This is a genomic window from Mycobacterium sp. DL592 (genome assembly GCF_011694515.1).
Taxonomy (GTDB): domain Bacteria; phylum Actinomycetota; class Actinomycetes; order Mycobacteriales; family Mycobacteriaceae; genus Mycobacterium.
This window is the reverse complement of sequence record NZ_CP050192.1, coordinates 4,629,135-4,650,595: the sequence shown is the minus strand read 5'-3', so window position 1 is coordinate 4,650,595 and position 21,461 is coordinate 4,629,135. Positions and strand designations below refer to the sequence as shown.

General features: G+C 63.8%; 22 protein-coding genes. 6 read left to right on the top strand and 16 right to left on the bottom strand.

The window, feature by feature from the left end; translation table 11 throughout:
* Positions 1-7: 7 nt before the first annotated feature.
* From HBE64_RS22430 to HBE64_RS22420, 3 genes are all read right to left on the bottom strand, one after another.
* Positions 8-1,651, bottom strand: a complete 1,644-nt coding sequence (locus HBE64_RS22430; protein WP_167107360.1) for an ABC transporter substrate-binding protein — start codon at positions 1,649-1,651, stop codon at positions 8-10.
* A 155-nt stretch (positions 1,652-1,806) separates the two neighbouring features.
* Positions 1,807-2,733: a hypothetical protein gene (locus HBE64_RS22425; RefSeq protein ID WP_167107357.1), complete on the bottom strand. Its 927-nt coding sequence runs from the start codon at positions 2,731-2,733 to the stop codon at positions 1,807-1,809.
* 50 nt (positions 2,734-2,783) lie between these two features.
* On the bottom strand, positions 2,784-4,550 hold the full coding sequence (locus HBE64_RS22420; protein ID WP_167107354.1) for an acyl-CoA dehydrogenase: 1,767 nt from the start codon (positions 4,548-4,550) through the stop codon (positions 2,784-2,786).
* Positions 4,551-4,771: 221 nt separating this feature from the next.
* Between HBE64_RS22420 and HBE64_RS22415 the strand changes: the two genes are divergently transcribed.
* Complete coding sequence (locus HBE64_RS22415; protein WP_243841714.1) at positions 4,772-5,599, top strand: family 16 glycosylhydrolase; 828 nt, start codon at positions 4,772-4,774, stop codon at positions 5,597-5,599.
* 7 nt (positions 5,600-5,606) lie between these two features.
* On the opposite strand, the gene HBE64_RS22410 is transcribed toward HBE64_RS22415, so the two are convergent.
* Complete coding sequence (locus tag HBE64_RS22410; protein ID WP_167107351.1) at positions 5,607-6,020, bottom strand: hypothetical protein; 414 nt, start codon at positions 6,018-6,020, stop codon at positions 5,607-5,609.
* A gap of 295 nt (positions 6,021-6,315) precedes the next feature.
* Between HBE64_RS22410 and HBE64_RS22405 the strand changes: the two genes are divergently transcribed.
* The 3 genes from HBE64_RS22405 (at position 6,316) to HBE64_RS22395 (ending at position 10,357) form a co-directional block, all read left to right on the top strand.
* Complete coding sequence (locus HBE64_RS22405; RefSeq protein WP_167107348.1) at positions 6,316-9,168, top strand: RND family transporter; 2,853 nt, start codon at positions 6,316-6,318, stop codon at positions 9,166-9,168.
* A 39-nt stretch (positions 9,169-9,207) separates the two neighbouring features.
* Complete coding sequence (locus HBE64_RS22400; protein ID WP_167107345.1) at positions 9,208-9,588, top strand: intersectin-EH binding protein Ibp1; 381 nt, start codon at positions 9,208-9,210, stop codon at positions 9,586-9,588.
* Between the two features lie 100 nt (positions 9,589-9,688).
* Positions 9,689-10,357 carry a hypothetical protein gene (locus HBE64_RS22395; RefSeq protein ID WP_208300529.1) on the top strand — a complete coding sequence of 223 codons (669 nt, stop codon included), beginning with the start codon at positions 9,689-9,691 and terminating at the stop codon, positions 10,355-10,357.
* 173 nt (positions 10,358-10,530) lie between these two features.
* Here the strand turns inward: HBE64_RS22395 and HBE64_RS22390 are convergent, their stop codons facing one another.
* Genes HBE64_RS22390 through HBE64_RS22370 form a run of 5 tightly spaced genes read right to left on the bottom strand, consistent with a single transcriptional unit; the run spans position 10,531 to position 15,194 of the window.
* The gene (locus tag HBE64_RS22390) at positions 10,531-11,229 is read right to left on the bottom strand and encodes a bifunctional 2-polyprenyl-6-hydroxyphenol methylase/3-demethylubiquinol 3-O-methyltransferase UbiG (protein WP_208300528.1); all 699 of its coding nucleotides are present in this window, start codon (positions 11,227-11,229) and stop codon (positions 10,531-10,533) included.
* 13 nt (positions 11,230-11,242) lie between these two features.
* Entirely contained in the window at positions 11,243-12,505 is a 1,263-nt protein-coding gene (locus HBE64_RS22385; protein ID WP_167107339.1) for an ATP-grasp domain-containing protein, read from the bottom strand.
* 16 nt (positions 12,506-12,521) lie between these two features.
* Complete coding sequence (locus tag HBE64_RS22380) at positions 12,522-12,986, bottom strand: MaoC family dehydratase (RefSeq protein WP_243841423.1); 465 nt, start codon at positions 12,984-12,986, stop codon at positions 12,522-12,524.
* Between the two features lie 37 nt (positions 12,987-13,023).
* Positions 13,024-13,896, bottom strand: coding sequence for a CoA ester lyase (locus HBE64_RS22375; RefSeq protein WP_167107333.1), 873 nt, complete (start codon positions 13,894-13,896; stop codon positions 13,024-13,026).
* A 44-nt stretch (positions 13,897-13,940) separates the two neighbouring features.
* Positions 13,941-15,194, bottom strand: coding sequence for an aminotransferase class I/II-fold pyridoxal phosphate-dependent enzyme (locus tag HBE64_RS22370; RefSeq protein ID WP_167107330.1), 1,254 nt, complete (start codon positions 15,192-15,194; stop codon positions 13,941-13,943).
* A gap of 373 nt (positions 15,195-15,567) precedes the next feature.
* Between HBE64_RS22370 and HBE64_RS22365 the strand changes: the two genes are divergently transcribed.
* The gene (locus HBE64_RS22365; protein WP_167107328.1) at positions 15,568-15,714 is read left to right on the top strand and encodes a hypothetical protein; all 147 of its coding nucleotides are present in this window, start codon (positions 15,568-15,570) and stop codon (positions 15,712-15,714) included.
* Positions 15,715-15,964: 250 nt separating this feature from the next.
* Positions 15,965-16,402 (top strand): pyridoxamine 5'-phosphate oxidase family protein, encoded by a 438-nt coding sequence (locus HBE64_RS22360; protein ID WP_167107325.1) that lies wholly within the window; start codon positions 15,965-15,967, stop codon positions 16,400-16,402.
* Between the two features lie 484 nt (positions 16,403-16,886).
* Here HBE64_RS22360 and HBE64_RS22355 read toward each other — a convergent pair whose 3' ends face one another.
* The 7 genes from HBE64_RS22355 to HBE64_RS22325 form a co-directional block, all read right to left on the bottom strand.
* Positions 16,887-17,771, bottom strand: coding sequence for a DUF3800 domain-containing protein (locus HBE64_RS22355; RefSeq protein WP_243841422.1), 885 nt, complete (start codon positions 17,769-17,771; stop codon positions 16,887-16,889).
* Positions 17,772-17,963: 192 nt separating this feature from the next.
* Positions 17,964-18,182, bottom strand: a complete 219-nt coding sequence (locus HBE64_RS22350; protein WP_167107322.1) for a hypothetical protein — start codon at positions 18,180-18,182, stop codon at positions 17,964-17,966.
* An 87-nt stretch (positions 18,183-18,269) separates the two neighbouring features.
* Entirely contained in the window at positions 18,270-18,815 is a 546-nt protein-coding gene (locus tag HBE64_RS22345; RefSeq protein ID WP_167107281.1) for a hypothetical protein, read from the bottom strand.
* Positions 18,816-19,119: 304 nt separating this feature from the next.
* Positions 19,120-19,599 (bottom strand): phage protease, encoded by a 480-nt coding sequence (locus HBE64_RS22340; protein ID WP_167107278.1) that lies wholly within the window; start codon positions 19,597-19,599, stop codon positions 19,120-19,122.
* A gap of 12 nt (positions 19,600-19,611) precedes the next feature.
* A complete protein-coding gene (locus tag HBE64_RS22335) occupies positions 19,612-20,493 on the bottom strand; it encodes a major capsid protein (protein WP_167107275.1) in 882 nt (293 codons plus the stop codon).
* 14 nt (positions 20,494-20,507) lie between these two features.
* Positions 20,508-20,900, bottom strand: a complete 393-nt coding sequence (locus HBE64_RS22330) for a capsid cement protein (protein WP_167107272.1) — start codon at positions 20,898-20,900, stop codon at positions 20,508-20,510.
* A gap of 1 nt (position 20,901) precedes the next feature.
* Entirely contained in the window at positions 20,902-21,459 is a 558-nt protein-coding gene (locus HBE64_RS22325) for a hypothetical protein (RefSeq protein ID WP_167107269.1), read from the bottom strand.
* Positions 21,460-21,461 lie beyond the last annotated feature (2 nt).

Sequence of the window (21,461 nt, the reverse complement as noted above, 5' to 3'; positions counted from 1 at the left end):
GCGTCGGCTACTTCAGCGCGAACGAGGTGTAGTCCTGGTTGAACAGCAGATGGCGATAGGACTTGTCGAAGTCCATCCGCTCGGACAGGAACGTCGTGTACTGCTCATTGCCGTACGGCGCCCACACCGCCTGCTCCATGTAGGCCTTGTCCAGCTCGGCGTACTGCTTCTTGACGTCGTCGGTGAGCTGCTTGGTCAGCAACTCGTTCTGTTTGGCGTCGAGTTCGGGGATGTTGACCCGGGAGAAGTTGTTGCTGTTGGTCGGCAGGATGTTCGCACCGTTGAGCAGCGGACGGAAGAAGTCGTCGGGGTGCGGGAAGTCCTGGAACCAGTCAGAGAACCCGGTGTCCAGATCCGGGGTCGACTGGTTGCCGATGGTCTGGAAGTAGGTGTCACCGGAGATTACCTTCAGCGTGGCGTTGAAGCCGAGCTGGGTCAGCACGTCGTGGTAGTACTCGCCGATGCGTTTGCGGTCCGGCTCGTCGTCGGTCCACACCGTGATGTCCTTGTCGGCCGGATTTGCTTCGGCGAGCAAGGCTTTGGCCTTCGCCATGTCCGGTCCCGGGTACAGCTTGTACTCGTCGTGGCCTGGCATGCCGGGCGGCAGGATCTGCTGGGTGGCGTGCAGACGGCCACCGAACACCCGGTTGAGCGCTTCGGGGTCGATCGCGTAGTTGATGGCCTGGCGCACCTTGAGATCGTTGAACGGCGCCTTCTGGGTGTTCATCCAGAAGTAGTAGGTGTTGATCGAGTCCTCGAGCCGGAATCTGCTGGAGTACTTCGCCTTGATCTCCGGCAGCCGGTCGGCGTCCGGCGGGTCGGTCATGTAGTCGATCTGGTTCTGCTGGATGCCGGTGACCTGCGCGGAGTTGTTCTTGTTCTGGGTGACGACGATCTTGTCGACCTGCGCATCGGTGACCTCAGTGGCCCCGGCGTCCTTGACCGTCTTGAACTGCGGATTACGTTCCAGCGTCAGGGTATTCGGAGCATTCACCTTGGTGATGACGAACGGTCCGCTGGACGGCGGCGGGTTGTTGGTCGCGTCCTTGTCCAGCGGGGTCGTCGGCGGAACCGGAGCGGCGAACATCAGCCCGAGCAGGTTGTTGAACGTGCCGTTGGGGTTGGCCAGCGTGATGGTGATGTCACCGGTGGCGTCGTCGGTCTTGATGCCGCTGATGGTGTCGGACTTGCCGTCGGCGAAATCCTTTGCGCCGATGATGCCTTCGTAGAACACCGACCCGCCGGAGTCGGCCTTGAAAAGCCGTTTGATCGCGTAGGTGAAGTCGGAGGCCTTGATCGGGGTGCCGTCGGAGTACTTCATGTTGGGCCGCAGGGTCAGCTTGTAGGTCTTGCCGTCAGCTGAGATCTCCGGCATGTCTTTGGCCAGGCCGGGCACCACGTCGGTACCCGGTTCACCCTTCTGGTGCTTGTAGGTCAGCAGCGGGGTGTAGGTGTTCCACAGCACTTCCCACCCCTCGAGGGTGTAGGACAGCTGGGGGTCGACGTAGTCGGGGAATGAGGTCATCGTGACGCTGATGTCACCGCCGGTGGCGCCGCTCGTGCTTTTCTTGCTTCCCCCGCACGCTGCGACTCCGAAGGTCGCGACAGCGGCGATGCTGACGATGGTGATGGCGTTCCGCAGCTTGCTCATACCGCTCCTGGAGTCTGCTCGCGTGTCGTTCACAGCCGTCAAGGCTTAGGACACTCTGCCGCAATCCTTAGATCTTGGGGGCAGAACCGCTGACCTGCATCCCGAGCGTGTGCGATCGCCAGGAGTCACCCCACGAAAGGGGGCCTGACCGGCAGCTAGAGGGTGTTCACCGGATCTGTCGGCGGGTACGCCGGCGGCGTCGTGGTGGACAGCGGCAGTCCGGACTCGCCGCGGTTGTGCAGCAACTGGAAGGGATCCAGGACGTCCCAGGCCGTGGTGATCGCCCACGTCTGCAAGTCCAGCGCCTGCTGCTCGAGATTCACCAGATCGGCGATTTCGTTGTAGCCGTAGTACAGAAAGGCGACCGGCGCGATGGTGACGATCAGGTTGTTGACGATGCGCTGCGAGGCGGCCTTGTCACCGGCGAGCGCAGCCTGAAGGTTTGCGCCGATGTTGGAGAACGGCACCACGACGTTGACCCACGGGATCATCTGCGACACGCGGTAGGCGCCCTCGAAGATCTCGCGGGGCACCGGCTTGAAGAAGTCGGGGAAGGCGTTGACGACGGCCTGCTCCAAGTCCCAGATGGGGCCCGGCATGTCGTTGGGTGCCGGCTCCGGCGGCATCGGACGCAGCGGGTTGGGGCTCCACGGCACCGAGACGGTGTCCGAGGCGACGGAAGAGGACTGTGAAGCCTGCGTCCCAGTGGTGACGGTGTCGGTGGTGGCCGTGGCTGCGCGGGCACTGCTGCCGGTGGACAGATTCTTCAGCCGGTCGACCGGGGCGGCAGTGGAGGTGGCGGCCGTCGTTGTTGTGAGGGTGAGGCTCGACGCGGCGGCGGTCGGGACCCTGCTGACTCCGCCTGCGGCGGCATCGGCGGTGCTGCTCGGCTTGGTGTGCGCGCGGGCCGCGTGCGCGGTCGACTTCTTCGGCCCGGCATCGGCGGGTGAGGCTGCGCTGCTCGAGTCGGCGTTGCCGGTCTCCGCGCCGGCGGTGCCCTGAGCGCCTGCGGCGATCGCCGCTCCCACCCCGACCGCGACGGCGACGCCGCCGACATAGCCGATATACCTGCTGCTATCCATTGACGCCGACCCCTTCGTTGACCAAAGGGAATCCTAAGGGGTCGGGCAGGTCAGAACCACTCCGGGCGCATGTCGAGGGTGGTGCGGTCCAGGCTGGCGAGCAGCTGGATCTGCGGGGTGGTGCGCGGCAGCTCGTAGCGGAAGAAGTAGCGGGCGGCCTGGCGCTTGCCCTCGTAGAAGTCGCCCGGGTGCCCGTTGGTGGCCACGAACTGCTCCAGCCACATCCACGCGATCACGATGTGACCGAAGGCCTCGAGGTAGACGGCACTGTTGGCCATCGCCGCCTCGATGTCACCGGAGGCGAACATCGCCATCGTCACCTCGACCAGCCGCTGCCACGACGTGTCGAGGGCGGCGGCCAGCTCGGCGGCCTCACCGCCGAGTTTCTCGGCCGCCGCGACCGACTGGCCGATCACCGTACCGAGTGCGGTGAGACTCGCGCCGCCACGTTGAGTGACCTTGCGGCCCAACAGATCCAGGCTCTGAATACCGTGGGTGCCCTCGTGGATGGGATTGAGGCGGTTGTCCCGGTAGTGCTGCTCGACGTCGTACTCGCGCGTGTAGCCGTAGCCGCCGAGCACCTGAATAGCGAGGCTGTTGGCCTCCACGCACCACTGCGACGGCCAGCTCTTGGCGATCGGGGTCAGAATGTCGAGCAGCAGGGCGGCCGAGTCGCGCTCCTCGTCGGACTCCGCACTGTCCTGCCAGTCGACCAGCCGGCCGCAGTACAGCGCCAGCGCGAGCGCACCTTCGGCATAAGACTTCTGCGCCAACAACATTCGCTTGACATCGGCATGCTCGACGATCGGCACCTGAGGGGTGCCGGGATCCTTAGTCGTGATCGGCCTGCCCTGGGGCCGCTCCCGCGCGTACTGCAGGGATTTGAGGTATCCGGTGTAGCCCAACGCGACTGCGCCCATGCCCACTCCAAGGCGTGCCTCGTTCATCATTTGGAACATGTAGACGATGCCGCGGTGCGGTTCGCCGACCAGATAGCCCACTGCGCCGTTGAAGTTCAGCACCGTGTTGGTGATGCCGCGCTGCCCCATCTTGTGATTGAGACCCGAGATGGCGACGTCGTTGCGCGCACCGACCGACCCGTCGGCCTCGACGAGGAACTTCGGCACGATGAACAGCGAGATGCCTTTGGTGCCGGGCGGACCGCCGGGAATCTTGGCCAACACCAGATGCACGATGTTCTCCGACATCTCGTGCTCGGCACCTGAGATCCACATCTTGGATCCGAACAGCCGGTAGGTGCCGTCGTCCTGCGGTTCGGCGCGGGTGACGATGTCGGCCAGTGACGACCCGGCCTGCGGTTCGGACAGTGCCATCGTGCCGGTGAAACGACCGGCCAGCATCGGCTTGACGAACGTGTCGATCTGGTCGGGGCTGCCGAACTTCACCAGCAGGTTGGCGTTGGCGATGGTCAGCATCAGATAGCCGGCCGTGCTGATGTTGGCTGCGGTGAACCAGGCGAACCCGGCCTGGGCGACAGTTGACGGCAACTGCGCCCCGCCCAGTTCCTGATCCATGCCCATGCTGAGCAGATCGGCGGCGGCGAACGCGTCGATGGCTTCTTTGACCTCGGGGATCACCGTGACGGTCGTCCCGTCGAACGTCGGCTCGTTCTGGTCACTCTTCTTGTTGTGCGGGGCGAAGTACCGGGTGGCCAGGTCTTCGCAGAGATCGAGCACGTCGGAGAAGGTCTCGCGGGAGTGCTCGGCGAAGCGTGCGCGTTTGGTCAGCGCGTCGGCGGCCAGCCACTCGAAGAGCAGGAAATCCAGGTCGCGGCGGGAGAGAATCGTCGACTTCATCAGCTGATCACGTTACGCGGCACCAGGCCGCGACTCAGCCGAATCGGCTCGACACACTGTCCCCGCCGCGCGATGCGTCAGCATTTCCTGCCGACCCATCTTGGCTGTTCAACGGCGTTTCCGTGATCGCTGAGCTGGTGTCGGTAATTGGCACCGGCGTCGAAGAGACCCCAGATGCGCCCTCTCGGGCGCATCGCCCTTAAGGTTTTAGGGTGCCTGATATTGATCGCCGCAGTCTGATGGTCATGGCCGGTTTCGGTGCGATTGCCGCCGCGCTGCCCATGCCGGCGGCCGGTGCCAGCCCCGCTCGACCGGATGCGCCAGCACCCAACGCCACCACTCCCGCGTACCTCTTCCACGACGAGTTCGACGGCCCGGCCGGCTCGGCTCCGGACCCGTCGAAGTGGAACATCGCCCAGGCGCGGGAGATCATCAAGAACCCGGTGTTCTGGGACCGGCCCGAGAACATGGGCCAGTACCGCGACGACCGTGAGCACGTGTTCCTCGACGGCAACTCGAACCTGGTCATCCGCGCGACCCGCGGCGCCGACGGCAAGTACGTCTCCGGCAAAGTGCTCGGTACGTGGTGGGGCGGAATCAATACCACCTGGGAAGCCCGCATCAAGTTCAACTGCCTGACCGCCGGGTGCTGGCCCGCCTGGTGGTTGATGAACGACAACCCGGACGTGGGCGGCGAGATCGACCTGGCCGAGTGGTACGGCAACGGCGACTGGCCGGCTGGAACCACCGTGCATGCCCGCCTGGACGGCACCTCGTTCGCCACACACCCGATCGGCATCGACTCCAACTGGCACACCTGGCGAGTCACCTGGAACGACTCCGGGATGTACTTCTGGCAGGACTACGTCGACGGGAAGGAGCCGTACTTCACGGTGCCGGCCTACTCCTTGGACGACTGGCCGTTCAACTTCCCCGACTACCGGGTGTTCCCGGTACTGAACCTCGCAGTCGGCGGCTCCGGCGGCCGCGACCCCCGGCCAGGCCACTACCCGGCCGACTTGCTCGTCGACTACGTGCGGGTCTGGTAGCCCCGGGTCAGCAGCTGAGTTCGCGCCGTTCGACGTTCTGGCTCAATAGGTTCAGCTGAGCGGCGAACTGCTGTGCGGCCCGGCGGGTGGCCGGCGAGTACGGCTGCCAGCGGTCGATGGCGGTGCCCTCGTGCTCGATGGTGAGGTGGATCCGGTGATTGTGATGACGTCGCACCGGTGATCCGGTTTCCTCGACGTCGACGCGCAGACCGGACAGCGGAATCCGGCGGGCATTGTCGTGATAGCCCATCACCAACTGCTGGTGGGTGATGCGTAAGCCGGCCCAGGTGGTCACCACACCATCGGCCCGGTCACGCAACTTCTGGGCCACATGGGCGGAGACGGCGCCGACGGTCGCGACGAGGATCGGGACGGCGACGATGGCGAAGGCGATGAAGCCTGGACTGTGATGAATACCCATGACACCCCCCGGTTCTGCGCGCCTATTTGCCGAACTTTAGAACGCTGATGCGGGGGCGCGCCACAGATACTCAAATACCCACTTGGGGTGAGTCGAATCCGTTGCGGCGCGGTCAATCTCGTCCATACCGGGGAGTGCGGTGACAGTTATTTGCGGCATTCTTTACGGCATGGGTGTTGCCTTGGTTTTGTGCGGATAGTTTCGATTTCAGCAACCTTCTGTGCGGCCGCGATTGTGACGGTCCAAGGCTGGCCCCCTAAAGGGACGGGTTATAGCTTAGTATGACTAACTCACCATGAGTGCTCCGACGATCGACACCGAGATCCGCGCTGACGAGGCGCGTCGAAGCGGCGTCGCCAAGTGGATCCGCCGGCTGTCCATCCCGATCATCTTGGGCTGGATCGCGCTGATCGCGGTCCTCAACGTCACGGTGCCCCAACTCGACGATGTCGCCAAGATGCGGGCGATCTCGATGTCGCCGAAGGAAGCCCCGTCCATCGTCGCGATGACGCGGGTCGGCAAGGTGTTCGAGGAGTCCGACTCCGACAGCTCGGCGATGATCGTCCTGGAGGGTGACCAACCCCTGGGGGACGACGCCCACAAGTTCTACGACGAGCTGGTGGCCAAGCTGCGGGCCGACACCACCCACGTCCAGCACATCCAGGACTTCTGGGGCGATCCACTGACCCGGGTTGGCGCCCAGAGCGGCGACGGCAAGGCCGTCTACGTCCAGGTGAACCTGGCCGGCAACATGGGCGAGCCGCTGAGTAACAAGTCGGTCGAGGCGGTCCAGAAGATCGTCGCGAACATGACCCCGCCGCCGGGCGTGAAGGTCTTCGTGACCGGCGGGCCGGCGCTGCAGGCCGACCAACAGCACGTCGGCGAAAAGAGCCTGCGGGTCATCGAATTCGCCACCGTCGGCGTCATCATCTTCATGCTGTTGTTCTTCTACCGCTCGATCCTGACCACCCTCATGGTCTTGGTGATGCTGATCCTGGGCCTGTCGGTGACGCGAGGAGTGGTCGCGTTCCTCGGTTACCACCAACTGATCGGCTTGTCGCCATTCGCCACTCAGCTCTTGGTGACGTTGGCGATAGCCGCGTCCACCGACTACGCGATCTTCCTCATCGGGCGATATCAAGAAGCGCGAACGGTCGGCGAAGACAAAGAGACCGCCTACTACACGATGTTCCGGGGCACTGCCCACGTGGTGCTGGCTTCCGGCCTGACGATCGCCGGCGCGACGTTCTGCCTGGTGTTCACGCGGCTGCCCTACTTCCAGACGCTCGGTGTTCCGATGGCAGTCGGCATGGTGGTCGCCGTCCTCGTGGCGCTCACCCTGGGGCCGGCCATGATCACCGTCACCAGCCGATTCGGCATGCTCGAACCCAAGCGGGCCATGCGAATCCGGTTCTGGCGCAAGCTGGCGGCCATCGTCGTCCGCTGGCCGGGCTGGGTGCTGTTCCTGACCATCATGGTCGCGCTCGTCGGTCTGATCATGCTGCCGGGCTACCAACCCAGCTACAACGACCGTAAGTACCTGCCCGACAGCCTGCCGGCCAACGAGGGATTCGCCGCCGCCGAACGGCACTTCCCGATCGCCCGGCTCAACCCGGAAATCCTGATGGTCGAGACCGATCAGGACCTGCGGAACTCGGCCGACTTCCTGGTGATCGAGAAGATCGCCAAAGCCGTGGCCAAGGTTCCCGGTATCGGGCGGGTGCAGTCGATCACCCGGCCCGACGGAAAACCGTTGAAGTACAGCACGATCCCGGCCCAGCTCGGCATGGGCAACGTCATGCAGACGATGAATCGTTCGTACCTGCAAGACCGCATGGCCGACATGATCGTGCAGGGCAACATCATGCAGGACACCATCAACAACATGACCCAGATGATCGGGTTGATGGAACAGATGAGTGGCACCATGCACAACATGGTCGTCAAGACTGACGAGATGGCCGCCGACATCCTCCAATTGCGGGACCACATAGCCGATTTCGACGATTTTCTCCGGCCGATCCGCAATTACCTGTACTGGGAACCGCACTGCTTCGACATCCCGCTGTGCTGGTCTATTCGCTCGACCTTCGACAGCCTCGACGGTATCGACACCATGGCCGACGACATCCAGTCACTTCTGCCCGATATGCACAAGCTCGACGCGTTGATGCCGCAGATGGCCGCGATGATGGTTCCGACGGTCGAGAGCATGAAGCGAATGCGGATCATGATGCTGACCATGCAGGCCACGCAGGCCGGCCAGCAGGATCAGCAGGCGGCGATGAGCGAGAACTCCACGGCAATGGGCAAGGCGTTCAACGACTCCCATAACGACGACACGTTCTATCTGCCGCCGGAGATTTTCGACAACGCCGAGTTCAAACGCGGCATGAAGAACTTCATCTCACCGAACGGCCACGCCGTGCGGTTCATCATCTCCCACGAGGACGATCCGCTGTCCGCAGCCGGCATCAATCGGATCGACGACATCAAGTCCGCCGTCTTCGAGGCCATTAAAGGAACGCCGTTGGAGGGTTCCAAGGTGTACCTCGGGGGCACCGCCTCGGCGTTCAAGGACCTCGAACTGGGCAACGCCTACGACTTGATGATCGCCGGGGTGGCCGCACTGACCCTGATCTTCATCATCATGCTGTTGATCACGCGCGCCATCGTGGCAGCAGCGGTGATCGTGGGAACCGTCGCGCTCTCGCTCGGTGCGTCCTTCGGCATGTCGATCCTGCTCTGGCAGCACATCCTTGGCATCGACCTGCAGTTCATGGTGATGGCCATGGCGGTGATCATCCTGTTGGCAGTCGGTGCGGACTACAACCTGCTGCTGGTGTCGCGCATGAAAGAAGAGCTTCCGGCGGGCATCAACACCGGCATCATCCGGGCCATGGGCGGCACCGGGTCCGTCGTAACCTCCGCCGGGTTGGTCTTCGCGTTCACGATGATGGCGATGTCGGTCAGCTCCATGATCGTGGTCGCCCAGATCGGGACGACGATCGGTATGGGTCTGCTGTTCGACACATTGGTGGTGCGGGCGTTCATGACCCCGGCGATCGCTGCGCTGCTCGGCCGCTGGTTCTGGTGGCCGCAGCTGGTGCGACAGCGGCCGGCTCAGATGGGTGAGCTCGTCCGGTAATCCGGCACGCTGCAAGCTGCTGTGCTTGACTCAATGGCCATGTCGGCACGGTCGAAAACGGTGGTGCTGCCGATGACGGCGGCGGCCGCGTTGGCCGCCATGGCCGTCAGCGTGGTGGTGTCCAGCCCGGCCTCACCGTCAACTGGCGAAAAGTGTTCCACGTTCGAGGTTTTCGACGCCAGGACGGGTATCTGCATGCCCGGCCTGCCGCCGGACATCGTCGAGGAGACCACCGCCGCGGGTGGCGGTCTGCCCGAGGTCGACGGCATCCCGTGCACGGGGCAGAACTCCTATGAATGCATCGGTCTGGCCGAGCAGGGATTGGGGACCGGACCCACCCCGAGTGCGAGTTCGACATTGTCGGAGAATCCGGGCTCCTCGGTGGCGTTGACAGCGCCTGCGGTGGCCCCGCCGGCGTAAGTGCTGGGCCCCGATAATGCGAAAAGCATGGCCATGGGCGTAGCTAGATAAACCCGACACTTTGCTGTTATTGGTTCGTGATCAAGTTATTGTGTTTTGCGTGGGACGCCATGAATTCGCCACGAAGCGGCGTGGGCCGGCAATGGTCCTCGCCGCCGTTGGCGTCCCACTAGCTCTGTCGCTGGCCGTCGGCGGGGATGTCCGGCCGGTGGCCGCGCAACACGTGACGGCGCCGGCGGTGGTCGAGTCGGCGCCGTGCTGCCTGCAGATCGTGGCGGCGGTGCCCAGTCCGTCGATGTCGGCGATCCCCGGGGACGCGGTCAACGTGAGTTTTGCTGTCAGCCAGGTTCCGGCAGGGTCGCGGTGGCGGTTCGACACCCGCTCTCGCGTACTGCCCGTCGGGGTGGCGCCCGAACAAGGCCTGCAGGTCAAGACGATTCTGGTCGAGCGCGCCATCAGTGCCGAGTTCCCGCAGATCCACAGCATGGGCGGGGTGCGGCCCGATGCGCTGCGCTGGCATCCCGAGGGGCTCGCGGTCGACGTGATGATCCCGAATCCCGGTAGTGCCGAAGGCATTGCGCTCGGCAACGCGATCGTCGAGTTCGTGTTCAAGAACGCCCAGCGGTTCGGGATCCAGGACGCGATCTGGCGCGGCGTCTACTACACCCCGAGCGGTCCGTCAGGCTTCGGATACGGCCACTACGACCACGTCCACGTCACCACGACCGGCGGGGGATACCCGACCGGCGGCGAGGTCTACTACCGCTGAGCCGCTTGGCGATCGAGATCGACGCCGTAGGGCCAGAAGCGATAGGCCACCAGAATCGGCACGATGGCCCACGGCAGGTTGGCCGGCAGATAGACGCCCAGGTGCGGCGGACTGTCCGGCCCCAGGAAACGTCTGCATGACGGCCCAGATTTGGCGAGTCGGGCGGGCGGGCATCAACTTCGCGCGGGTACCGCCTCCAGCCATTCCATCGTTTCCGGCTCGGCACTGGTCAGCCGCAGGCCTGCCCCGCGGAGAGCGTCGCGTACATCCTCAACGGCCAAGACCTCCAGATGGAAGCACTGGCTCAACTCCATCCCGTCAGCGATCAACGTGTATTCGCCGTCGACGAGGCCGCCGGGCTCGCGGGCACCGTTGTGGATGGCTACCCGTACGGTGACCTCGTCGAGTGCGGTCGTCCCCACCCAGCCTGACGGACGGGCGGCCCAGAACGAAGGCGGCTTCCATTGAATGATGGCCTTGCCGGTTGGCTTGAGGTGACGGGTCATCGCCGCCAGCACCTCGCGCCGGAGGTCCTCACCGCGGTAATGGATGAGGTTGGTCGCCAAGACGACAGCATCGAATCGCTCTGCCAGGTGAAGATTCTCGATGCGACCGCACACCGGATGCGCAAGCCGAATCTCGGCGAGCATCTCATCGGAGTCGTCGACCGCGGTGACCCGATGGCCCAGCGCGGCCAGCGGATCGGCGATCCTCCCCGTCCCCGACCCCAGCTCCAACACCGAGCTGTACGGTGCTAGTAGAGCGTGAATGTCGTTGGCCTCGAGAGCTTTCGGCATGCGACGGTACAGCTCGATCAGGCTGCCGTCAGCTGTCCTCTCGTCGGTGTCGGACTCGCATAGACACAGTGGCATGGTCGATCTCTCTTTAAGCGGTTTGGTAGAAGCTCGGGCCATCCAGGTAGCGGAGGGTCCACAAGTCGCGGGACACCACCTCGTCGACCTCATGCACCAGGGTGACGAAGACGGGGTAGGTGAGGTCATCGGTGGTGACCGGCAAGTGGTCGCCGGGATTCACCCGCACCTGCATATCGTGGAAACTCTCCAGTTCTTTGATGACTTCAAGGCTGTGGTAGGAGATCAATCTTCCACTGTGGGGCGCGACCATGACGGTCCGCGCGACATGCTGATGTAGCGCATAGGGTTTCCCGCTTGTTTCGACGAACTTGCCGGGCCGGACGTAGGCGTCCACGGTCCAGTCGACTTGGGATCGGCCGGTGGCCAGGCGTGCTGTCGCCGGCAGATTCGCTCCCGCTATGCGGGCGCCCACCTCGATCAGGCAGGGGCCGTCGGTGGTCAGTTTCACCTCGGTATGGGCGGCCCCATGCTGGATCCCGAGCGCATCGAGTACGGCGAACGTATAGGGCACCAGCTGGCCTTGCACCTGTCCAGTCGCTGCCAGCAAGCGCCAGGCAACCAGGAGGTCAGGAATTCCGCTGGTGCAGATGCGGTGACTCTGCCAAATGTCCGTGACGTGGTGAATGCCGTCCCGGCTCACGGTATCGACAGTGTATTCAGCGCCGACGACGCATTCCTGGGCCACCACTCCGTCATTCGATTGCGACAGAGCGCCTGTGCGACCGTTGAGCAGCCGGAAGGCGGTGACGGATTCCTCGGGGCTGCGGCACCACGTCACGCCGTCATTCGCAGCACTGCGCAGCGGTTTGACTACGACCATGCCACCGATATCGGCGTGCCAGGCTCGCAATTGCTCCTCACTGTCCACCAGGAGTTGGCGGGCGCCGAGCAGGCCGCTGCGCTTTATCTGCTCGATCATCAGGTACTTGTCGCGTCGAGCGGCGCTGAGCGCCGTGCCGTTGGTCGGCGCACCGGTTGTCGGGTGGAAGGTCTCGCTGAGTGCGTCGGCGAGCTCAACCGCGGGTTCGGTGGCGGCGACGACAGCGACGGGATGGAAGGGTGCCAACTCTGCGACTGTTGCAGCCAGATCGCCGTGGTGGACGATGTTGTGCGAATAGGGGTAGTTGTCGGCCAGTCCGCGCAGCCCGGCCGGCACCTGCGGCGTGCTCTGGACGCGCAGTGGCGTGAAGCCTGCGTCCCGGAAGCCCTGTGCCAGTTCGGTTCCGATGGTGCCGTAGCTGTCGACCAGAACGACGTATCGTTTGTCCGGCACGCGTCCTCCTCCGCAGTCAGTACGTCGCATGAACTTCGAGTTCATGGTCGCGAGTGGGTAGGAGGAACGAACGCTGACAGGTCATGAAGACGGTGCCGTCGTCCTTCACACCGCGCGTGGTGCAGGTGACGATCCCCTGGTGCGGGCGAGACTCCGACAGTCGCTTGTCGAGGTATTCGGTCTCCGCGTAGAGCGTGTCGCCGATGAACACCGGGGCGACCAGACGAATGCTGTCCCAGCCAAGATTGGCCAGCCCGCGGGCGCTGGTGCTCTGCACACTCATTCCCGAGACGATGGACAACGTCACCAGGCTGGACACCAATGGCTTCTTCCATTCCGTGTTCTGGCAGTAGGCGGCATCGATGTGTAGCGGATGCAGGTTGAGCGACAGGAGAGACATCCAGGTGTTGTCGGCTTCGGTGATGGTCCGGCCAGGCCGGTGCTCGACGATCGTCCCGACCTCGACGTCCTCGAATGTCACGCCGCGGGATTCCCGCCACCGGCGTGGGCCCACCTGCCTATACGCGCGAACGTGGTCCATGTGCGGCTCCGATCGGCTCGTAGGAATCTCGGTCGTTATGCGCGTTAAAGACATTGGCTAGCTGCAGGATTCGGTTCGCTGCATTGACCATGGGTGGGCCCAACATCTGGCCGTCGAGGACGGCGATCCTGCCGGAATGGTCATCGGCCAGGCGAACGATGCGGCGGGCACGGTCTACCTCGGTCGACGTAGGGGTGAAGCCCGCGTTGATCACCGGCACTTGGCGGGGGTGGATCGCGGCCTTGCCGGTGAAGCCCACATTCCGTCCACGCCTCACGTCGATCAGCAGCGCCCGGTCGTCGTGCAGGTCGAATGTCGGCGCATCGATGGCTGCGATGCCCCCCGCGGCGGCAGCCGCGACGATGCGCGAGCGCGCATACAGCAGTGGCTCCCATTCCATCGAGACGCCCAGTTCTGCGCTGAGGTCGGCGGCGCCGAACACCAGCGCCCGCAGCCGGGGCGTGGCCCCGGCGATCTCTTCGACGGCCGCCAGGCCCGCGGCGGTCTCGATCGTCGCCAGGAACGTGATGCCGGCGAGCTGGTCACCGAGTAGCTCGTCGAGGATGAGGAGGTCTTCGGCACTGTTCACTTTGGGGACCAGCAGGGTGTCTGGCCGCGCTTGGCCGTCGATGATGCACAGGATGTCGCGCAGCCCGTCTGCGCTGCGGACGCTGTTGATCCGCAAACCCCGCATCGCACGTGGCGAAGGGAACGCCAGCGCCTCCGCCGCCTGACGGCGCGCCTGGACCCGCTGGTCAGGCGGAACCGCATCTTCGAGGTCGACGGTGCAGATGTCGGCGCCGGAGTGCAGGGCGAATCGGTACCGCTCCGGGTCGATCGAACTCGTCATCAACATTGCACGAAACATGTTGTGCTGCATAGGTTGCTGGTGACTCATAGCGAAGTGCCCACCAAGTCTGCCGATCTCGATCCGGTGAGCTCGCCGACGCTCTCGCAGAATCGGCGAATGTCGTTGGGATCATTGTCGGCGCGCAACATGACCCGCAGGCCGGCGTGGCCCTTTGCAGTGACGGGGAAGAAGACCGCTGAGGTGTAGAAGCCTGCTTCGAGCATTCGGCTCGACGCCTCGATCGCTCTGTCTTCCTCGCCGATCTCGACCACTCGAATCGCGGTGTCCAGGCCAGCCTGCGGGGTGGCGATCATGCTGTCGAACAGGGCCGCGTTGCTGCGTAACTGATGTTGGCGCAGTGCGAGATCCGGCGAGTTGTGCACCCGCAACGACCCCAGGCAGGCGCCGATCGTCGGGCCGTTCTGGGCCTGCGACCACGCCAGCGGGCCGCCGAATCGCATCAAAACGTCGTGGTGCTTCTCGGGTCCGAGCATGATGACACCGCCGGTGGCACCGAAGGCCTTCCCAAGAGACGCGACGACGATGGTCAGCGGATTGAGGTCGTTGGGCAGCAGTGAGCGCACGATGCCCTCACCGTTGCGGCCGTACATAGCCAAGGAGTGGGAGTCGTCGAAGAACAGGAACAGACCGTAGCGGTCCTGCAGTTCCATCAATTCCTTCACCGGCGCAACGCCGCCCAGGGAGTATGCGCCGTCGGCGACGTAGGCCACCCGATCGTGCTTCTTGCACATGTCCTCGATGTAGTCGAGGTCGTTGTGCGGGCACGTGTAGACCGGTGCCTCGTCAGCACAGATGGGTTTGACGTAGTTCAGCGAGAAGTGGCTCAACTTGTCGAAGAGCATGACGCGCGGCTTGCCGTCATCAGTCAGGTGACCGGAGGCGATCAGGGGCAGGACAGCTGCGCTGGCCGTCGACGCCGACAGTGCGGCAACGCTTCGGGCGCGGTACAGCTGCGAGAGGCCGGCTTCGAGTTCGTCGAGGATGGACAGCCGGATACGCAGGCGCGACACGGGAAGCGTGATGGTCTGTTCCGACTCGATCGCGTTGCGGGCGCCTTCCAGAACCCACGGATGGGTGTGCAACCCGAGGTAGGAGCAGGACACCATGTTGACAAAGCGGTGCCCGTCGCTGATTCGTTCGACCCGGTCGTTGCCGACGTAGCGGACGACGTTGTCCAGCAAGAGATTGTCAGCCGCGGCCTGCCAGGAGGGGTTGCCAGTCTCGACGGCCTTCGCGTTGTTGCGGTAGCGATGTTTCTGGTGTCGGTCGTTGTCCATCGGGTTCGTCTCCTTCTGTGCGCATCCATGTCGAGGTGGGCGGCGTTGGGCCGGCCATCCAGGTGTGCTTGTTCTGAAGGTTAGGAAGTGCGGGGCCGCTGCGACATCGGGCGATCGGGTGGAGGTCGGGGTGAATCCGCTTTCCGCCGAACGGGGGACAGCTTCGGTCGGGCGATCGACTAAACCGCAGGTAGGAGTGCACTCCAGCCGTCCCTCGTGGCTGTGAGGGCGGTGTCCACTGGAGTCCCAGGGGACCTGCGACATCGTCGTACAGCGAGTTAACTGCTTGTCCGCTCGATCCTCTGCCCCAGGTCGGCTAGTTCGTCGAGGACGAGGCTTGCTCGCCGTACCTGGTCTCGTTTGCGATCAGTCAATGGGCGTGGAACACCGCCGTCGTGCAGTCGCTTTTATCGCGGCGAACACGCTGCCGCGGGGTGCATCGACAAGTGATGCGATGTTGTTGGACAACAAGATCGGTGTCGACGGCGATAGCATCAGTAGTTTCTCGCTCGCGCTGTGACGCCTGATCGGCCCGGCCATGTTTCGCCACTCAGCTGGTATCTCGGCGAGACGCTCTGCGGTAGTGCGTGATTCGGCGGTAGCGGTCTTTGATGCGTTCGCGAATGTGAGGATCAGCGGGCGTAGATCGCGGGACTTAGCTATAGCATTAGTCCGAGTTATTGCGATAAGTCAGACTTTGGAGTGCATGAGTCCGGGTCGCGAGCGACCATGTGTACAAGCCAAGGCTCGCTAGCAGGAAGACTTGCACCATGTTCGGTGAACTGACCCAACCGCAAATCGAGGAGCTGCTGGGCTCCGAGGTGATCGCGCGGATCGGCTGCCTCGCCGACGGCCGGGTTTACGTAGTACCGGTGACCTACGTCTACGACGGAATTTACGTGTGGGGACACGCCATGGACGGCGCGAAGCTGCAGGCGATGCGAGCTGAACCACAGGTCTGCGTCGAAGTCGAGAAGGTCGAGGACCTGTCGAACTGGCGCAGCGTCATCGCCTGGGGAACCTTCGAGGAATGTCAGGGCGCAGACTGGGACGCGGGGATGGCCCTGTTGGTGGAGCGCATCATGCCGCTGCTGACGTTTCCCCCACACTCACCGCCGCCCGATCTGTCGGGGCTTCGGCGCGGATCGGTGTACCGAATCAGGTTGGACCGAAAAACTGGCCGGTTTGAGAAGGTCAGCAGTACCTGACTGGGGAACAGACCGCGTTTCCGCTGATCAACGTGGAGCCGATGACGGGAATCGAACCCGCGTATTCAGCTTGGGACCCACGCGTCTGCCTGCGTCCGTCGGTATCCGTGAAAGTATTGCAATGCAACACTTTTCGATGTTGATCAGCACGCTGAGATACGGGCAAGTACGCCGCAAGATGCGGCCGTTTCTACGGGGAAACTACGGATTGCCTGCAAAGAGGGGACTGTGCTGCGGATCGACTCCGACCGGTCCCTCAGCACTCGGCCGATCCCACGTCGCTGCAACGAACGGCCCATGCTGGGGATAACTTGTGTACAAGTTGTGAGTAAATCGACACGCCTTGTGGATGAAATTGCTTATTTTCGTCGTTGACCTTGTCTAAACTCCGTACTTGTGGACCCAACCTCCCGCATGGAGGCCCCTGGGCCCGCCGTCAAGGGAGGCCCCGTGTGGGGCCTCCCCTTCACTTTTCTGAGGACCTTTACGGCCACACGACGATGCCGTCGTTGCGTGAGTTCGATACCTCGCTCAGGCGGGCCGCGCCAGCCTCATCCCACATCTGTTCTGAGCACACGCTGCGGCGGCGGCCACCGGCCGGAATAACCTTTCGGGTAGCCGCGTAAGCGCACAGGTCGGCCAACTGCACAAAGTACGAGTGCTGGGAGTCGCGCGGAATCGGATCCTCGACGATCAGCGGCGCCTCAGCATGTTGGCCTAGTGGATTGAAAGTGTGCCGGCGGAACCGGCGGACGTGTTTGCGCAGCTCTTTGTCACGGCTGCCCTGGTCGTGGAGAACGACGATCGGCGCGGAGGTCCCGCGTGAACGCATGCGCAACCGTTGCAACAGAAATTCCCAAGCGAGAGCCTCGGGATCCTTTGACCGATCGAGAATCTCGTCTTTGCGGATCACAATCGCGAAGGCTGCCGAAGAGACGATCGGCAATATGTTGAGGTGTCGGCGATAGATATCGCGTAATTGGCCGTCTCCGAGTTTCTGCTCGCGGAAGTGCTTTTTTACGTTCACGAGCCATTCGCCCTTCACCTCATCACGAAAGCGGATGCGGTAGGTGTCTTTGATAAGGCGGCGCATCTCGACTAAGACGTCCAATCGAACCGTCCAGTGGTCCAACGGGACAACAACGCAACCGAGGCCGAAGGTGGCACTTCCATTGGCCATACCGGGATCGCCACTGTCATCGACGTAGGCGAACTCGGCGCGCGGCGCCGTGTTTGATTGGATCAACCCGGCGAAATCAATGGCCATGGTTTGGCAGTGTCGCAAATCAATGGAATGACCGGGCGCATCGACGCGGGACCTGGCCGGCCAATTTTTCTTGTCGACGTGGTCGTGGGAAGCGTTGCGCATGTGAGACGCAGCCGTTTGGCTGCTCGACCGACCTAAATGTGTTCTAGTCCGCTGCGCGCGTTCCGGACGATCTCCGTGACCGCGTCGGCGTTGGGCAGAGCGGCCATCACGAACAGCTGATCCTCTTTGACGCTTTGGATCGAGCGGCAACTTGCGGGTCGCGAGGTAGGTAGAGCCGGGAATCGTTCCGTTTCAGTAGATGGTGCCCAACACGTCGGCTGCGCCGCCGGTACGCCCGGGAAGATGACCTGGTTCGGCGACGATCTGGTCCCACTTGTGAGGCGCGTAGAAGACTGCCCCCTTTCCAATCTCCCGGATCACGAGCACTCCTCCGTCGAGGAATTCGTACTCGTCTTCATCGCCGTATTCTCGGGGCGGAGTCGTCCCGTAGGTGTATGCCTGGAATGCCATCTCCGGAGCTTCTCACGATACTGCGTGCACCAAAGGGAATTGCAGGTCGGATTCGACGCCAATATCTGACAACACCCGGTATGTGTTCTAGTGCTCCGCTGGCATGGTTCCGGACCACTCGAGCTCGGGGGCTGCTTGGTCGTCCGCCGCTCGCCATCTAACGTTCGCGCGCATTTCAGCCCCATACGACGTGTTGCCCCAAAAGGGCTGCGATCCTCGGCCGTCGACGCGGGCGATGGTGGCTGGCGTCTTGTTCTTGCTCACGCCTGGACCAGAGATCTTGACGTGGAATTTAGGCGTGGCGCTGTCGTTCCAGAGATCCCATGTAGCGCCCTGCCTGTGTTCGATACGCCAGGGAACCCGCTCCGCGGCGGATGCTTGCTCAGCCAAGAGCCTGTTCTGTGCCTCAAGGGCATCGGCGGCGCGTTTGGCTGCGGCTGCGGACTGCTGTTGAGCAGCTGCGGCCTCCTCGGCAGCCTTGACCGCCCGCTTTGAGTGCTCTTCAGCCGCTGCCCGGTAGCCGTCTGTTGCGGCCTCGGCCTTCCTGGCGCGGACTGCCGACATCACTGCCCACACAGCAGACCCAGCAGATACCACGACACCAGCCAGGCTGATCCAATCTCCAACGGTCATGGGGTCAAAGCGTATGCCCGTCGCGATTTGAGCAGGGAACTAATTGGCTCGATGGACGACTATCGGGTCTGAACCTGAGACGACTCGCCCAATCCTGGAGCTTGGACAATCAGGCTTTCTCTCCCCGGGTCGACAGTGCAGGAAAGGGTCGGGCCGTCGATTTTCGAGCCCCGTAAAAAAAATTCCTGATTGGCGGTCCGAACTGGGTCGGGGGGGTGTCCTCAAGAAATATGGCGGGTGCCCCGTCAGCCGATGGGCGCAAAGCTGCTCACCCCTACCTTGGCTATTGCCGCAGGTCGGGGGCTTAGCGGAACCACTCGGTGGTGTCGGCGGGTAGGCCTGACTCGCTATCGACGCCGTAGCCGACCGCGGTGAGCGGTACCGCGGTCTCGTCGGGTACTGACGCCAGCACGTCAGCCATGCCGGGGTCGGCGCCGATGAGGGCGACCCAGTGCTTGCGGCGCGCGGCAGTGATCTTGCCCTTGCGTACGGCGTCGTCGACGGTGGATTCGATCTTGGCGTGCTCGGCCGCGGCTTTGATCTGTCGGCCTTCGGTGGCGTCGCGGCGTAGGGATTCCAGCGATGCGGTTTCGATGACGTCGAAGCCGATGCGCTTGGCGGCGGCGGCGACGGCGGAGGGCTTGGCCATGTCGCCCTCGCTCTGCTCGTCGCTGGCGAGGTCTTGCACCGTCGCGAGGATGGTGTCGACATCGGTCGTGTCGGGGGGCAGGCCGAGCATGTCGAGCAGCGATGCGGCTTGATCGTCGGTGAGGGTGATTGCCATGTGTGTCGTCTCCTATCCGGCGAGGCCGGTCAATTTCTTGAGTGCGAACGGACGGTCAACGGCGAACGCGGGTACCACGAATCCCTGCACCCATGTTGATCGGGTGGCGGGATCGGGCCAGGCATGGACGTTGAGCGGGAACTCGAATCCCACGGTGCCGACCTGGCCGCGCTCGCAGACATAGGCTGTGCCGGCGGTCATCCGCGGGTTGGCGAATAGTTCGAGCCCGGCTGACTTGAGCATGTCGTCAAGGTTTTCGGCGTACGCAGTGCGTAGTGCGGCGGCCTCGTTGGGGTGCACGATCAGCAGGTTGTGTTTGACGCCGAGTTCCTGGAGATCCGATTTCAGTTGTGCGGCAGAGAAGTCGGCGGTTGGTCGGGCGGCGCTGGCGGTGATGCTGGCGAGCGGGCCGACGAACACTTGAGCGCCCCAGTTGTTGCCCGTGACGGTGTTGGCGCTGTCGATCGCGGCTTCGATGGCGGCGAGTGCGGCGATATCGAGCTTGCGGGCCAGGGTGTTGGCCAGCTGCGTGCTCTGCTGGTCGAGGTAGGACACCGCGTTGCGGATGCGCTGTTCATCGGTCACCTGAAAGCGGCCGCCCCAGTCGGCGACGACGGCGAGTTTCGGGTCGGGGTCGACACCCTCGACGACTTTGTATTCGCCTCCGGGTGCACGTTTTTCGACGTCGCTGGTGTAGAAGTCCGACGCTTGGACGACGCTGTAGATGATTCCGCCGCCTTCCACCCTGGCGCCGAATCCGTGGAACAGCTTGTCGAGAACGATCTGGTCGTCCATCAGCTGCGCGATGCGGTTGCGGATGATGGTCGGCTGGTTGAGCGCGACGTCGACGGTGAGCTGGCGGCCGCTCAGTGACGGTAAGAGTGCACTTGGCATTGGTCAATTCCCTTTCAGTAGAGCGAGATTTCGGCGTCGGCGCCGGAGCTGGCACCGGTGAGCGCGTAGCCGACCGCGATACCGGACGTCTTGGTTACGGCGGCGCCGTTGGCACCGACCTGGACCTCGGCGAACGCGGCGATGGTGCCCGACGCGGTGACCTTGACGACGCGGGAGTTTCCGCGGGCGATGGTGACGAGTTCTCCGGCCGCGGCGCTGTTGCGGGCCACGCCGCAGACCCGGCCGGCTGCGGTGGCGGTCACGACGGCGATGTTGCCGCCGGTGGTGGTCGATCGGTCGCCGCTGATGGCGAGGAAGGTCTTGGCTGCGATGGTGCCGGTTGCTTCGCCGGTGATGTTGTCGCCGGGGGCGTAGATCCCGACTCCGGTGGTGATCGTGGTCGACATGTCAGACCTTTCCGTTGATGGTGATTCGGTTGGTGCGGCGGCGCCGGGCGGCGGCCACCGCGACAGTGCGGGCGCGGGTATCGGGCCGGGCAGTCATCGGCAGCGTGATCCGCTTGGCGGCGACGTCGTAGAGCTGAGCGACTTCGGCGAGATTGGTGACGGCGGGTGCGACCGCGCCGAGCAGCGCCACGGCGGTCAGGACCAGTGGCCACACGGTGCCGTCCGGTGCCTCGTAATCGATCAGGGCTTCGATCGAGCGGTCGGGCCATGCGCGCGGCAGTAACGTCGCGATCGCCTTCGGTACGTCGATGAAGTCGCCGATGAGCGCCTGGCCGTTGTCGGCGGTGCGGAGGTTGTCGACTCGGCCGAGGGCGGGGCCGCCGTCGAAACGGGGATCTTCGTGGCCGAGCTTCAAAACCGGTTTGCGCAGCACCCCGGCATCGTGTGCTTTGACCGCTGCGGTGAGATCGTCCGCGCTGACGGTCCATTCGCCAGTGGCGGCGTCCCAGGTGCCGACGCGGATGAGTTCGACGCCAGTGATCGTGCGAAGGTCAGCCACGG

Bases quoted from the DNA above. Each gene is read 5' to 3' on its own strand.
- HBE64_RS22405 (WP_167107348.1), top strand. From the start codon at position 6,316: ATGAGTGCTCCGACGATCGACACCGAGATCCGCGCTGACGAGGCGCGT.
- HBE64_RS22335 (WP_167107275.1), bottom strand. From the start codon at position 20,493: ATGCCAAGTGCACTCTTACCGTCACTGAGCGGCCGCCAGCTCACCGTC.
- HBE64_RS22370 (WP_167107330.1), bottom strand. From the start codon at position 15,194: ATGGACAACGACCGACACCAGAAACATCGCTACCGCAACAACGCGAAG.
- HBE64_RS22390 (WP_208300528.1), bottom strand. From the start codon at position 11,229: ATGCCACTGTGTCTATGCGAGTCCGACACCGACGAGAGGACAGCTGAC.
- HBE64_RS22345 (WP_167107281.1), bottom strand. From the start codon at position 18,815: ATGACCGTTGGAGATTGGATCAGCCTGGCTGGTGTCGTGGTATCTGCT.
- HBE64_RS22430 (WP_167107360.1), bottom strand. From the start codon at position 1,651: ATGAGCAAGCTGCGGAACGCCATCACCATCGTCAGCATCGCCGCTGTC.
- HBE64_RS22425 (WP_167107357.1), bottom strand. From the start codon at position 2,733: ATGGATAGCAGCAGGTATATCGGCTATGTCGGCGGCGTCGCCGTCGCG.
- HBE64_RS22400 (WP_167107345.1), top strand. From the start codon at position 9,208: ATGTCGGCACGGTCGAAAACGGTGGTGCTGCCGATGACGGCGGCGGCC.
- HBE64_RS22365 (WP_167107328.1), top strand. From the start codon at position 15,568: ATGGGCGTGGAACACCGCCGTCGTGCAGTCGCTTTTATCGCGGCGAAC.
- HBE64_RS22355 (WP_243841422.1), bottom strand. From the start codon at position 17,771: ATGCGCAACGCTTCCCACGACCACGTCGACAAGAAAAATTGGCCGGCC.
- HBE64_RS22420 (WP_167107354.1), bottom strand. From the start codon at position 4,550: ATGAAGTCGACGATTCTCTCCCGCCGCGACCTGGATTTCCTGCTCTTC.
- HBE64_RS22375 (WP_167107333.1), bottom strand. From the start codon at position 13,896: ATGACGAGTTCGATCGACCCGGAGCGGTACCGATTCGCCCTGCACTCC.
- HBE64_RS22330 (WP_167107272.1), bottom strand. From the start codon at position 20,900: ATGTCGACCACGATCACCACCGGAGTCGGGATCTACGCCCCCGGCGAC.
- HBE64_RS22350 (WP_167107322.1), bottom strand. From the start codon at position 18,182: ATGGCATTCCAGGCATACACCTACGGGACGACTCCGCCCCGAGAATAC.
- HBE64_RS22340 (WP_167107278.1), bottom strand. From the start codon at position 19,599: ATGGCAATCACCCTCACCGACGATCAAGCCGCATCGCTGCTCGACATG.
- HBE64_RS22410 (WP_167107351.1), bottom strand. From the start codon at position 6,020: ATGGGTATTCATCACAGTCCAGGCTTCATCGCCTTCGCCATCGTCGCC.
- HBE64_RS22360 (WP_167107325.1), top strand. From the start codon at position 15,965: ATGTTCGGTGAACTGACCCAACCGCAAATCGAGGAGCTGCTGGGCTCC.